11 protein-coding genes are annotated in these 12,059 nt (G+C 71.4%); 4 read left to right on the top strand and 7 right to left on the bottom strand.

Annotated elements, in window-relative coordinates; all coding sequences use genetic code 11:
• The first annotated feature begins 153 nt into the window (after positions 1-153).
• Entirely contained in the window at positions 154-708 is a 555-nt protein-coding gene (locus ACZ6I1_RS16420; protein ID WP_469287629.1) for a GNAT family N-acetyltransferase, read from the top strand.
• On the opposite strand, the gene ACZ6I1_RS16415 is transcribed toward ACZ6I1_RS16420, so the two are convergent.
• The 6 genes from ACZ6I1_RS16415 to ACZ6I1_RS16390 form a co-directional block, all read right to left on the bottom strand.
• Entirely contained in the window at positions 705-2,294 is a 1,590-nt protein-coding gene (locus ACZ6I1_RS16415) for a P-loop NTPase family protein (RefSeq protein WP_469287627.1), read from the bottom strand. The two genes, ACZ6I1_RS16420 and ACZ6I1_RS16415, sit on opposite strands and share 4 nt — an antisense overlap.
• Before the next feature lie 2 nt (positions 2,295-2,296).
• Positions 2,297-3,718 carry an ATP-binding protein gene (locus ACZ6I1_RS16410; protein WP_469287625.1) on the bottom strand — a complete coding sequence of 474 codons (1,422 nt, stop codon included), beginning with the start codon at positions 3,716-3,718 and terminating at the stop codon, positions 2,297-2,299.
• A 19-nt stretch (positions 3,719-3,737) separates the two neighbouring features.
• Positions 3,738-5,300, bottom strand: a complete 1,563-nt coding sequence (locus tag ACZ6I1_RS16405; RefSeq protein ID WP_469287623.1) for an SCO6880 family protein — start codon at positions 5,298-5,300, stop codon at positions 3,738-3,740.
• A complete protein-coding gene (locus tag ACZ6I1_RS16400; RefSeq protein ID WP_469287621.1) occupies positions 5,297-6,622 on the bottom strand; it encodes a hypothetical protein in 1,326 nt (441 codons plus the stop codon). Before ACZ6I1_RS16400 ends, ACZ6I1_RS16405 begins: the two co-directional genes overlap by 4 nt.
• On the bottom strand, positions 6,612-7,418 hold the full coding sequence (locus tag ACZ6I1_RS16395) for a DUF8175 domain-containg protein (protein WP_469287619.1): 807 nt from the start codon (positions 7,416-7,418) through the stop codon (positions 6,612-6,614). The genes ACZ6I1_RS16400 and ACZ6I1_RS16395 overlap by 11 nt, the downstream gene beginning before the upstream one ends.
• A 97-nt stretch (positions 7,419-7,515) precedes the next feature.
• On the bottom strand, positions 7,516-7,824 hold the full coding sequence (locus ACZ6I1_RS16390; protein WP_008742356.1) for a hypothetical protein: 309 nt from the start codon (positions 7,822-7,824) through the stop codon (positions 7,516-7,518).
• Between the two features lie 379 nt (positions 7,825-8,203).
• Here ACZ6I1_RS16390 and ACZ6I1_RS16385 point away from each other — a divergent pair, with 379 nt between their 5' ends.
• Positions 8,204-9,361, top strand: a complete 1,158-nt coding sequence (locus ACZ6I1_RS16385; protein ID WP_469287617.1) for an alpha/beta fold hydrolase — start codon at positions 8,204-8,206, stop codon at positions 9,359-9,361.
• Between the two features lie 250 nt (positions 9,362-9,611).
• Here the strand turns inward: ACZ6I1_RS16385 and ACZ6I1_RS16380 are convergent, their stop codons facing one another.
• Positions 9,612-10,439: a pentapeptide repeat-containing protein gene (locus ACZ6I1_RS16380; protein ID WP_469287657.1), complete on the bottom strand. Its 828-nt coding sequence runs from the start codon at positions 10,437-10,439 to the stop codon at positions 9,612-9,614.
• 106 nt (positions 10,440-10,545) lie between these two features.
• Between ACZ6I1_RS16380 and ACZ6I1_RS16375 the strand changes: the two genes are divergently transcribed.
• Together ACZ6I1_RS16375 and ACZ6I1_RS16370 are read left to right on the top strand one after the other, a co-directional pair.
• Entirely contained in the window at positions 10,546-11,154 is a 609-nt protein-coding gene (locus tag ACZ6I1_RS16375) for a LysE family translocator (protein ID WP_469287615.1), read from the top strand.
• A 74-nt stretch (positions 11,155-11,228) separates the two neighbouring features.
• Positions 11,229-12,023, top strand: coding sequence for a thioesterase family protein (locus ACZ6I1_RS16370; RefSeq protein WP_469287613.1), 795 nt, complete (start codon positions 11,229-11,231; stop codon positions 12,021-12,023).
• The last annotated feature ends 36 nt before the right edge of the window (positions 12,024-12,059 follow it).

The raw sequence follows: 12,059 nt of genomic DNA, 5'->3' as shown, positions 1-12,059 counted from the left end.
CTTTCAGCGCCGATGGTACTGCAGGGGGGACCCTGTGGGAGAGTAGGACGCCGCCGAACAATCATTGCGGGAAGCCCCGCACCAGCCCTTTCGGGTTCGGTGCGGGGCTTTTCTGCGTTCACCACCAGGACGATGTGGTTAGGATCCTTGACCATGAACCAGTACGTGATACGTCCGGTACGTGGCGACGAATGGGAAAAGGTCAAGGTGCTGCGGATCGCCGCGCTGAACGACCCCGCGGCTCCGGTCGCGTTCCTGGAAACCGTGGAGCAGGCCGAAGGCAGGCCCGACGCGTTCTGGCAGGCGCGTGCCGAGGGCGCTTCGCACGGGCGGGCGGCGCGGCAGTTCATCGCCGAGGGGCCCGGTGGCGAATGGGTCGGGTCGGTGACGGTGCTCGTGGAGGAGAACGGGACCACCGACATCTTCGACCAGGTCATCGAGCGGGACCAGGCGCATCTGGTCGGCGTGTTCGTGCGGCCGGGGCAGCGGGGGACCGGGGTGGCCGAGGGGCTTTTCCGGGCCGCGCTGGAGTGGGCCTGGTCGTGTGAGGAGCCGGCGCTGAAATGCGTACGGCTCTTCGTGCACGCGGACAACGCGAGGGCCGAGGCGTTCTACCGGCGGTTCGGATTCGAGCCGACGGGCGTGGTCGCGCACGTGCCGGCCGATCCGTCCGCCAAGGAACTGGAGTACGTGTACCCGAGGCCTTAGGCCAGGTCGGCGTCGGGCCAGCGGGAGCGGGCCTGTTCGCGGCTGCGGCACAGGGCGAGGAGGGGCAGCGTCTCGTCCGTCAGGAGGTCCGGGAGCTGGGGGATCGGGGCGACCGCCGCGATGTCGTCCAGGACCAGGGCGAGTGGTGGGTCGAGCCGACCGTGGGATGACCGTGCGGCCATGCGGCGGCCGTGCTCGACCACGTCAGCGGCGAGTGCGGTGAGCAGCGGCATCGCACCCGGGTGGGTGCGGGGGTCTTCCAAAGGTTCGCCCACCATGTAGAGGGTGCCCCCTTCGGTGACGAACGAAGCCAGCGTGAGGGAATCCGTTCGGTTCGGATTGCAGGCCTCGCGGATGTGGATCGAGGCCAGGCAGGAGAGCGAGCGGGCCGTCAGGTGCTGGGCCATCTCCCGGCGTTCGGGGTGGGCGGTGAGTGCGCTCTCCAGCTCGCCCGCGGCCCCGGGGGCCGCCCGGGGGTGGGTGCGCAGGATACGGACCGGGTCCTGGGCGCCGTTGCCCTGGGCCCAGCGGTGAAGCTGCTTGAAAGGACGCTCTTCGAGGGCGGCCGCCTGGAGCCAGCTGCGCAGGAGCGTTTCCGCCGTGTCGGCGACCGCGGCGTCCATGCGGGCCTGCGGGCGTACGGGGGCCAGCAGGGCGATGGCGCGGGCAGCTGCGGTCTCGCGGTCGGCGCAGCCCTCCGCCGGGTTCCAGTGCATGCGAGCAGGGGTGTCACACAGGTGCGAGGGGTCGTAGAGGAGGACCGGGCCGAGTTTGGCGCGGGCGTCCTTGGTCTCGGCCCACAGGGTCGGCGAGGACGTCACGACCAGGGTCGCGCCTTCGGCCTCGCGGATGCGGTCCGCTGCCGCGCGGAACCGTTCGTTCGGGCCGCCGTACGCGAGACGGGCCTGCGGCGCCGTGGTGGCGGGGGCCGGCCGGGCGCCGTTGCCGGGGCTCCGCCCCGGACCCGGCGCCTCGAGCGCCTCTGGCTCCTCCGAGCGGAGTCCGGGCGGACCCCCGGGGGCATGGGCGAAGCCGTAGCGGGGGGCGTCGTCCGCGGACCGGTGCAGGGGGCGGGCCGGGTGGTGCTGGGCGGGTGCCGGTGCAGGGGCCGGTGCGGGTGTCGGCGCAGGTGCCGGTGCAGGGACCGGGATGTGGGGCTGCTCGGGGACGGGGGGCTGCGGCCCGGCCTGCGGTACGGGGTTTTGTGCGGCCTGCCTGGCGAGGGCGCGGCGGGATTTGGTGCGGGCGATCACGCCGATCGCGAAGACGGTGAGGACGAACAGCACCAGGAGCTGGCTGAGGAACAGGCCCCAGAACAGGCCCCAGCCGGAGAGGGCCGCCGGGTCGGTGTCGGGCCAGGCGCCCGGCACGTCGTGCGGTTGCGCTATCAGGGCGCGGACGGCGTCCGGGGTGCGGGTGAAGGTGACGGTGTCCGGCCAGGCGCCCTTCGCGAAGAAGGCGGCGAGGCCGGTGGCCGACCAGACCAGGACGGCGAGGCCGAGGAGGAAGGCCAGCAGGCCGATCAGCAGGCCGTCCGGGACGCCCCCGGCGCGGGCGGGGGGCTCCGTACGTCGTGCGTCGTGCATGGTCAGGCCACCGTGGTCGCGGAACCCGGGCCGCCGTTGCCGCGGCTGCGTTCGATGGACAGGGCGCGTTCCTCCGCTTCGAGTTCGGCGGCGAGCATGTCGTCGTGGAGCCGGTCGGGGGCGGAGGACTCGGTCATGGCGCGGTCGGTGTAGACGAGGGGGCGTTCGGCCTCGGTGATCAGGTGTTTGACCACCTGCACGTTGCCGTTGACGTCCCAGACGGCGATGCCCGGGGTGAGCGTCGGGATGATTTCCACGGCCCAGCGGGGAAGCCCCAGGACCAGGCCGGTGGCGCGGGCTTCGTCCGCCTTCTGGGCGTAGATCGTACGGGTGGAGGCCATCTTGAGGATGGCTGCGGCTTCGCGTGCGGCCGCGCCGTCGACGACGTCGGACAGGTGGTGGACGACGGCGACGAAGGACAGGCCGAGGCGGCGGCCGAACTTCAGGAGACGCTGGAACAGCTGGGCGACGAACGGGCTGTTGATGATGTGCCAGGCCTCTTCGACCAGGAAGATGCGCTTCTTGCGGTCGGGCCGGATCCAGGTGTGTTCCAGCCAGACGCCGACGATCGCCATGAGGATCGGCATCGCGATGGAGTTGCGGTCGATGTGGGAGAGGTCGAAGACGATCAGCGGCGCGTCAAGGTCGATGCCGACGGTCGTGGGGCCGTCGAACATGCCGCGGAGGTCGCCGTCGACCAGGCGGTCCAGGACGAGCGCGACATCGAGGCCCCAGGCGCGGACATCGTCTATGTCGACGTTCATGGCGAGCGCCGATTCGGCTTCCGGGTGGCGCAGTTGCTCGACGATGTCGGTGAGGACGGGCTGGCGGTCGCGGATGGTGTCGACGACGTAGGCGTGCGCGACCTTGAGGGCGAAGCCGGCGCGCTCGTCGAGTCCGTGGCCCATCGCCACCTCGATGATGGTGCGGAGCAGGGCGAGCTGGCCGGTCGTGGTGATCGCCGGGTCGAGGGGGTTGAGGCGGATCCCGTCGTCGTTGGCGGCGATGGGGTCCAGGCGGATGGGGGTTATCCCCAGCTGCTGGGCGATGAGGTTCCACTCGCCGACGCCGTCCTCGCCCTGGGCGTCGAGGACGACGACCTGGCGGTCCTTGAAGCGGAGCTGGCGCAGGACGTACGTCTTCTCGAGGGCGGACTTGCCGTTGCCGGATTCGCCGAGGACGAGCCAGTGGGGGGCCGGGAGCTGCTGGCCGTACAACTGGAAGGGGTCGTAGATGTAGCCCTTGCCGCTGTAGACCTCGCGTCCGATGATGACCCCGGAGTCGCCGAGCCCGGGGGCGGCGGTGGGCAGGTAGACGGCTTGGGCCTGCCCGGTGGAGGTGCGTACGGGCAGGCGCGTGGTCTCGACCTTGCCGAAGAGGAAGCTGGTGAAGGCGTCCGTCAGCGCGGACATGGGATCTCGCATGGGCGGCACTTCCCTCCAGCTAGCGTCGGATGCCGGTGGCGAACGGCAAGGTGTTGACGAAGGCGCGGTGGTGCTCGCGGTCGCACCACTCGAGTTTGAGGTAGGACTTGCCGGCGGAGGCGCGGATGGTGCGCTTGTCGCGGGCGAGGGCTTCGGGTGATCGGGAGGACACCGTGATGTACCCGACGAGGTTGACCCCGGCAGCGCCGCTGGCGAGATCTTCACCCCTCTGGTCGAGCCGGCCGTGGGCGGCGATGTCGCGGGGGTCGACGGTGCGGTTCATCTTGGCGGCGCGGCTGGCGTCGGCCTCGTCGTTCGTCTTCTCCGTCAGCATCCGCTCGATGGCGACCTCGGTGGGTTCCAGGTCCATGGTGACGGCGACCGTGCGGATGACGTCGGGGGTGTGGACGAGGAGGGGGGCGAGGAAGTTGACGCCGACGGGCGTCATGGGCCATTCCTTCACCCACGCGGTGGCGTGGCACCAGGGGGCGCGGGTGGAGGACTCGCGGGTCTTGGCCTGGAGGTAGGTGGGTTCCACCGCGTCGAGTTCGGCGGGCCAGGCGTTGCGCTTGGTCATGGCCTGGATGTGGTCGATGGGGTGGTCCGGGTCGTACATGGAGTGCACGAGGGAGGCGAGGCGGCCCTGGCCGAGGGGCTGGCGGACGCGGATGTCGGCTTCCGCGAGGCGGGCGCAGATGTCGGTGAGCTCGCGGGCCATGACGATGGCGAGGCCGGCGTCGCGGCTCATCCTGCGGCCCTTGTGGGGGGTGGCGGCGCGGGCGATGGTGTGGGCCTCGGCGGCGAGCTCGCGGGTGTAGTGCATGCAGGCGACGAGGTAGGCGCGGTGCTGCTCGGAGGAGGTGGACACCATCGACTGGAGCTGGTCGTACGAGTCGCGCAGCCAGCCCGGGGCCTGGGTGTCGCCGCGCAGGGCGACGTCCTTGGCGTGTGCGTCGGGGTCGGCGGGCAGCGTACGGGCGAGCATCTGGAGGCGGGTGACGAAGCCGTCGCCGTTGGCCACGTGCTTGAGGAGGGTGCCGAAGCGGTCGACGAGCGCTTCTTGGTCCTCGCTGTCGCGCAGGCCGACGCCGGGGCCTTCGATCTCGATGGCGGCGGTGACGGTTCTGCGGTCGGCGTGGAGGAGTACGGCGATCTCGTCGGGGCCGAACGGGGCGGCGAGCCAGTTGATGCGGCCGATGCCGGGGGGCGGGCCGACCTCGACCTCGCGGCCGTCGGAGCCGCGGACGCCGGCTTCGATGGCGCCCGAGCGGTAGGTCGTACCGCGCCGCAGGATCCGCTTGTAGCTCCGGTTGATCTCGAACCAGCGGTAGAAGGTGCGGCCCTTGTACGGGACGTACACGGCGGCGAGCGCGAGCATGGGGAAGCCGACGAGGCTGACGATGCGCAGGGTGAGGTCGGGGACGAGCAGTCCGCTCATCATGCCGAGGAACGCCCCGGCGATGATCAGGGCGATCTCGCCGGTCTCGCGGTTCTTGCCGACGATCGCGTTCGGCCGGGCCCGGCCGATGAGATACGTGCGGCGGGGCGCGACCGGGTGCATCTGGTGGGACTGGGTCGTCAACGCCCGTCACCTCCTGTGTTCCTCGTACTCGAACTCGTGCTCGTGCGGGGCGGGGGTGCGGCGGAGGGGACAGATCCGCCGCCGGACCCGCCGCCGGAGGTGGGGCGGCTGCTGTGGGCGGCCACGCCTCCGGAGAGGGGGTTGGCGGGGCGGGGCGTGCCGCCGCCGCCGTCGCCTCCGCGGTGGGCGCCGCGGCTGCTGTGGGTCTTGATGCCCTGCGAGACGAGGGAGGCGGGGGAGCTGATGACGGCGGCTGCCTGGGCTCCGTCGGTGGCTTTGCTGCGGTTGGAGCGGGCGGAGACGATCTCGTCGCCGAAGCCGGGTACGAAGCGGTAGATCATCGCAGAGGCGAAGATGGCCAGGAGGATGATCGCGAGGCCGGTGACGACGGCGGAGAACGCGTCGGGGCCCTTCTCGCCGGCGAGGGCTCCGGCGAGGCCGAGGACGATGACGATGACCGGCTTCACGAGGATGACGGCGATCATGATGCCCGCCCAGCGGCGGACGTGTCCCCAGAGGTTCCGGTCGACGAGGCCCGCGTAGACGACGACGCCGAGGAGGGCGCCGACGTAGAGGAGCGCGGCCCGGATGAACAGCTCGAGGAAGAGGATGCCGGCGGCGAGGACGGTGATGAGCGCGACCACGATCAGCATGATCGGGCCGCCGCCGATGTCGTCGCCCTTCTTGAGGGCCTCGGAGAAGGAGCCGAAGAAGACGTCGGTCTGCCCGCCGGTGGCGGAGGCGATGACCTCGGTGACGCCGTCGGTGGCGGAGACGACGGTGTAGAGGATCAGGGGGGTGAAGGCGGAGGCGAGGACGGTGAGCCAGAGGAAACCGATCGCCTCGGAGAGGGCGGTGGTGAGGGGGACGCCGCGGACGGCTCGCTTGGCGACGGCGAAGAGCCAGAGGACGAGGGTCAGGATGGTGGAGGCGGCGAAGACGACGGCGTACTGCTTGAGGAAGGTGGGGTTGGTGAAGTCGACGTTGGCCGTGCCGTTGACCGCCTGGCTGAGCTTGCCGACGATCCAGGCTGCGGCGTCGGCGCAGCCCTTCGCCAGGGAGGCGAGGGGGTTGAGGGCGTCGGCGGGGTCGGTGGGGGCGAGGCCCGGGGCGCGGCCGGTGGAGGCGCCTTCGCCGCGCTCGCAGTACTGCTTGGCAGGGCCGATGAGGAGGTCGCACGGGTCGTTGCTCGCCTGCGGCGAGGGCGGCGCCGATGGCGTGGGCGTGGGTGTGGGCGCAGCATAGGCGCGGGAGGTCAGTGCGACGAAGGCCAGGTGTGCGGCGGCTACGAGGCCCGCCGTGCGCCGGAGGCTACCGGGCATAGGTGAACCCTCCGAAGTCCTTGATGGCCTTGCTGATGTCGTCGGAGGTGGAGGCCCGTACATCGCCGGGCACCGGAGCGGGGCCGTCGGTCTGGTCGTCGGCGACGGCCTTCCAGTCGTCACCGGTCCAAGACAGCGTGAACGTCCAGGTCTTCCACACGGTCCGCACGGGGTCGGTGGACTGGGGGCCGGACATGCCGATGAGGCCCATGTACCAGACGGACACCTTGGCGGCGGCGGGACTGTAGTTCTCGACCTTGGTGCCGACGGGAATGGTCCGGGAGACGAAGACGCTGCCCTGCGGAGCGTTGCCGTTGGCGTCCAGTCCCATCTGGCTGAGGAAAGCGGCCGAGTACGCCTGGTCCAGTGGACCCTTCAGCTGCTGTCCGGCCTCGGGCGTGTAAATCCCGTCCACGATGGCGTTCCGGCTGTTCTTCTTGAACATCCCGTCGGAGCCCAGGACCACGGCGTAGTTGGCCGCGGCCGACTGGGCGCCCTGTTCGTCGTGGGCGAAGCCTCTGGGGATGGTGCCGTTCTTGCCCGTGACCGGGGTGGTGCCCGTGGGGGTCGTGGAGGACGAGGACGGGGCGTTGTCGGTCGGGGGGGAGGCCGGGTTGTCCGGGCCCTGGTTCGCGAACGCGATGGCCGCGATCAGGAGGACGACCACGCCGACCACCGTGATCAGGCTGCGGGGGGTGCGTGGGGAGCGGCGGGTGGGGCCGTACGGGTCGGCGGGGGAGTCCGGGAGGCGGGTACGGGTCTGGCCCGTGCCGCCGTACTGGTCCTCGCTGCTCATTCCGTTTCGGCCCCCTCCGCGTCGTACGACGGTAGTGCTGGTTCCCGCGTAGGTGCGGTGTGGTGATTGCTGATCAGGTACGGCCGCGGTGGCCCGGCTAGACGGCCATTCCGTAGACGATGGTGAAGAGCGTGCCCAGGGAGCCGATGATGAAGACGCCCGTGAGGCCGGCCACGATCAGGCCCTTGCCCTGTTCCGCGCTGAACGTGTCGCGCAGGGCGGTCGCGCCGATGCGCTGTTTGGCCGCGCCCCAGATGGCGATGCCGAGGCAGAGGAGGATCGCTACGGCCATGACCACCTCGATCATGACCTTCGCTTCGTTGCCGAGACTGCCGAACGGCCCCCAGTTCGGGGCGATTCCGCCGATGATGGTGGTGATGTCGCCCTTTTCGGCTGCCAGGATCATGTAACTCACCGCCCCTGTATGGGTAGTTCCGGAAGCCCGTGCCCGACGGCAGGGGTCACGCACTATCTTCGCTGATGAAACCGCCGCCGTCGTCGACTTGACGGCTCTCTTTACCCGATCTCCCGGCCCGCGTCCCGTGCCTGTGCTCTGACCTGCGCAGGTGCGGGGTGTATGCGAAAGAACGTATGGTCACTCTGTGTATCACGGGGGGTGACGCCGGGCAATGATTGCCGTCCCGGCGTGCGGGGGGTGAGTGGAGGGGCCGCCGTTCGGCGCAGTGGTGGGTGTGCCGTTGGGCCGTGTCGGTGAGGTTTGTCTGATATTGCGTCAGGCTGCTGGGTGCACGGGCGTTGTCAGTGGGGTGGGGCACGCTGGGGGCATGACGACGACTCCGTGGAGCCTTGCCGATGTGGAGGCGGCCATCCGGGCAGGATGGTCGGCCGAGACGTGCTCGCCGGATGATGTGGAGCGGGCGCCTTGGACCGCCGACAACCCGGCCTGGGGGCAGTGCGACATCACGGCGCTGGTGGTGCAGGACATAGTCGGCGGCGAGCTGATGGTCGGCGAGGTCTGGCTGGACGGGGAGCAGCACGGTTTCCACTGTTGGAACGTCATGCCGGGCGGCATACAGGTCGATCTGACGCGGGAGCAGTTCCGGCGCGGGCAGACGGTGACGGCGGGGCGGCTGATGGGGAAGCGGCCGGGCGGGCGGCTGCCGCGGCGCTGGGAGGAGTACCAGCTGCTGCGCCGGAGGGTCATCGACAAGCTGGGGCCGTTGCCGGGGGTGGTGCGGATGCCGGACGGGCGGCGGCTGGCCTATACGGACTTCGGTGGTCCGGGGGCGCCGCTGCTGGCGTTGCACGGGCACTTCCAGGACGGCAGGAGCTTCGGGGACCTGGCGCGGGAGGTGGGTCCCCGGTGGCGGGTGATCGCGCTCGACCAGCGGGGGCACGGGGAGTCGGACCGGGCCGACGCTTATGCGCGCGAGGGGTACGTGGCGGATGCCGCGGCCGTTCTGGAGCACCTGGGGCTGGGGCCGGCGGTGGTGGTGGGGCACGGGCTGGGCGGGGTCAACGCGTATCAGCTCGCGGCGCGGCGGCCGGATCTGGTGCGGGCGGTGGTCGTCGAAGACATCGGGGCGGTCGTGGACGGCGACCTGTCGTACGCGCGGGAGTGGCCGCGGCGGGCGGCCACCGCGGCCGGGTTCCTGGCGGGGGTGGGGAGTGCGGCGCCGTACCTGGCGGGGGCCTTGCGGGAGTACGCGGACGGGTGGGGGGCCGCGTGCGCCGTGGAGGACGTGGTGGAGTCGCAGCGGGGGCTGAACGGGGACCACTGGGGGGACTGGCTGGCGGTGCGGCGGCCGACGCTGCTGGTGCGGGGGGATCGGAGCGGGGTGCTGTCGGGGGAGCACGCGCGGGAGATGACGGTGCGGAGGGCGGGGGTGCGGATGGTTGAGCTGCCGGCGGGGCACTGGGTGCGGAGGGGGGATGCGGAGGGTTTTTATGCCGCCGTGCGGGGGTTCTTGGCTCGGGTGTAGCCCCCCGGCCGTTGCCGGGTGCGGCGCCGTTGCGGGGGCTCCGCCCCCGGGCCCCCGCGCCTCAAACGCCGGCGGGGCTGGAAAGACCTGGGGCTCCGCCCCAGACCCCGCGCCTCAAACGCCGGCGGGGCTGGATTGTGCCGGGCGGGGGCGGGATGAGTCGGGCGGGGTCGGGATTGGTCGGCGGGGCCTGGATGAGCCGGCGGGGACTGGATGAGTCGGTGGGGCGGGATGAGTTGGTGGGTCTGGGTTAGGTCCAGTGGGTGGGGTGGGTGAGGTGTGGGGGGATGCGGGTGGTGGGGGTGCCTTGGGCTGCGTTGAGTTGGGGCTGGGTGAGGAAGAGGGCGTGGCGGAGGTCCGCGTCGCGGAGGTTGGCGTCGCGGAAGTCCGCGCCGATGAGGTCGGCCGTGCGGAGGTCGGCGCGGCTGAGGTCGGCGGCGATCAGGTAGGCGCCGCGCAGGTTCGCTCCGCGCAGGTCCGCGCCGGAGAGGCGGGCGCCCATCAGGTCGGCTCCGCGGTGGTTCTTCTTGCGGCCCGGCACCTTGGCCCGTACGAGCTCGCTGGTCTTCAGGAGCAGCGTGTTGATCTTCTGGCGGAGGGCGCCGACGTCCAGGTCCGCGAGGGTGGCCGCGTCCGCGCGGGTGCACTCCTCGGTTTCCGCGAGGACCTCGCGGAGCTGGGGGTGCAGCGGAGCGGCGGGCGGGAGGGTCAGGGCCTCGGCCGTGTAGAAGAGCAGCTCGTGCAGCTGCCGCATCACCGGGAAGACGTCGAACATCTCCGCCCGGGTTTCCGGGCTGGTCCGCCAGTCCCGGCCGCCGAAGGTGACCTGGGACACCTGCTGGCCCGCCCCGAAGCAGTCGAAGACGGTGCAGCCCTGGAAGCCCGTGTCGCGCAGCCGGGTGTGGATCCCGCAGCGGAAATCGTCCCGGAGGTTCGTGCAGGGGGTTCCGGCGGGCTTGTTCACGGCGAAGTCGTTGGACTTGGCGAAGGGGAGGGCGACGCAGCACAGCGCGAAGCAGTTCGCGCAGTCGGCCTGGAGGACGGGAAGGAGGGGGAGACGCTCGGGCACGCTTCCCATTGTCACCGGTCGGGGGGCGTGAGCCGCATCCGGGCGAGGTCGTTCCTCAAGCGCGTGCGGAGCGGACGGGGTTGATCCGGGAGCGGCGGGCGGTGAGCATCGGGCCATGACAGAAGTGATCGCAGTCGCCGTCATCACCGTGCTCGCCGTGATCAGTCCCGGCGCGGATTTCGCCATGGTGGTCCGCAACAGCTACCTGTACGGGCGGCCCACCGGGCTGTTCGCCGCCGCCGGGGTCGCGGCCGGTGTCCTGGTCCACGTCTCCTACACGATGCTCGGGGTCGGTCTGCTGATCGCCTCCTCCACCACCCTCTTCACCGTGATCAAGCTGGCGGGCGCGGCCTATCTGGTGTGGATCGGGATACGTACGTTCAGGGCGCGGGCCGAGGTCGCCGTGGATCTGGAGTCCAAGCCGCAGCTGACCCGGCTCGGGGCGATGCGGTCGGGGTTCCTGACCAATGTGCTCAACCCGAAGACGACGCTGTTCGTGGTGTCGACCTTCACCCAGGTGGTCAACCCGGGCACCCCGGTGTGGCAGCAGGCCGGCTACGGGCTGTTCATGTCGGTGGCGCACCTGGGCTGGTTCGGGGCGGTGGCGCTGTTCTTCTCCACCTCCCGGCTGCGGGACCGGATGCTGAAGGCGCAGAAGGCGCTGAACCGGGCCATCGGCTCGGTGCTGGTGGGGCTGGGCGTGGGGCTGGGGTTCGCCCGGTGATCGTCCGGTTGATGGCTGCCCGGTGATCGGGCAAGGGCTGGTGGCCGCGGTTACCTGTCGGTAGCGTTCGGGTCATGGGTGCTGCGGAGGGGTTCTTCGAGCGGGTGGACGACGGCCGGTTCCTGGCCACGGAGTACACGCGGGGGCCGTGGGACCCGGGCTCGCAGCACGCCGGTCCGCCGGCCGCCCTGCTCGGGCGGGCCGTGGAGGAGCGGCCGGGGGCCCGCGCCGGCATGCGGGTCGCCCGGATCACGTACGAGATCCTGCGGCCGGTGCCGATCGGCGCGCTGGAGATCACCACCGGCGTGCTCCGGGCGGGCCGCGGTACCGAGGTGGTCGAGGCCTCCCTCACCCCTGCGGGCGGGGCCGCGCCGGTGATGGTGGCGCGGGCCCTGCGCATCCGGGTGGCCGAGGAGGCGGTGCCGGCCGTGGCGCCGGGTCCGCAGCTGCCGCCGCCAGGGGAGGCCGGGGCGGTGCCGTTCTTCCCGGTGCCCTGGGAGATCGGCTACCACACGGCCATGGAGGCCCGTTTCACGGAGGGGGCCTTCGTGGAGCTCGGCCCCGGCACCTGCTGGATGCGGATGAGGGTGCCGCTCGTCGCCGGGGAGGAGCCCCGGCCGCTGGACCGGGTGCTGGTCGCCGCCGATTCCGGCAACGGCATCAGCTCGGTGCTGGACTTCGACCGGTTCGTCTTCCTCAACGGTGACCTGACGGTCCATCTGCACCGCCATCCGGTCGGTGAATGGGCCTGCGTGGAATCCCGTACGAGCGTGGATGCGGCCGGTATCGGGCTCGTCGACGCCCGGCTGCACGATGAGAAGGGCCCCATCGGGCGCAGCGCGCAGAGTCTGTTCGTCGCTCCGCGGTAGGGCGTGCGCCCGCCCGCCTCCGTCCGCCGCCCGTGC

Source organism: Streptomyces sp. NPDC046303 (assembly GCF_055588085.1).
Note: the sequence above shows the minus strand (reverse complement) of the source record. Positions and strands in the feature narration are given on the sequence as shown.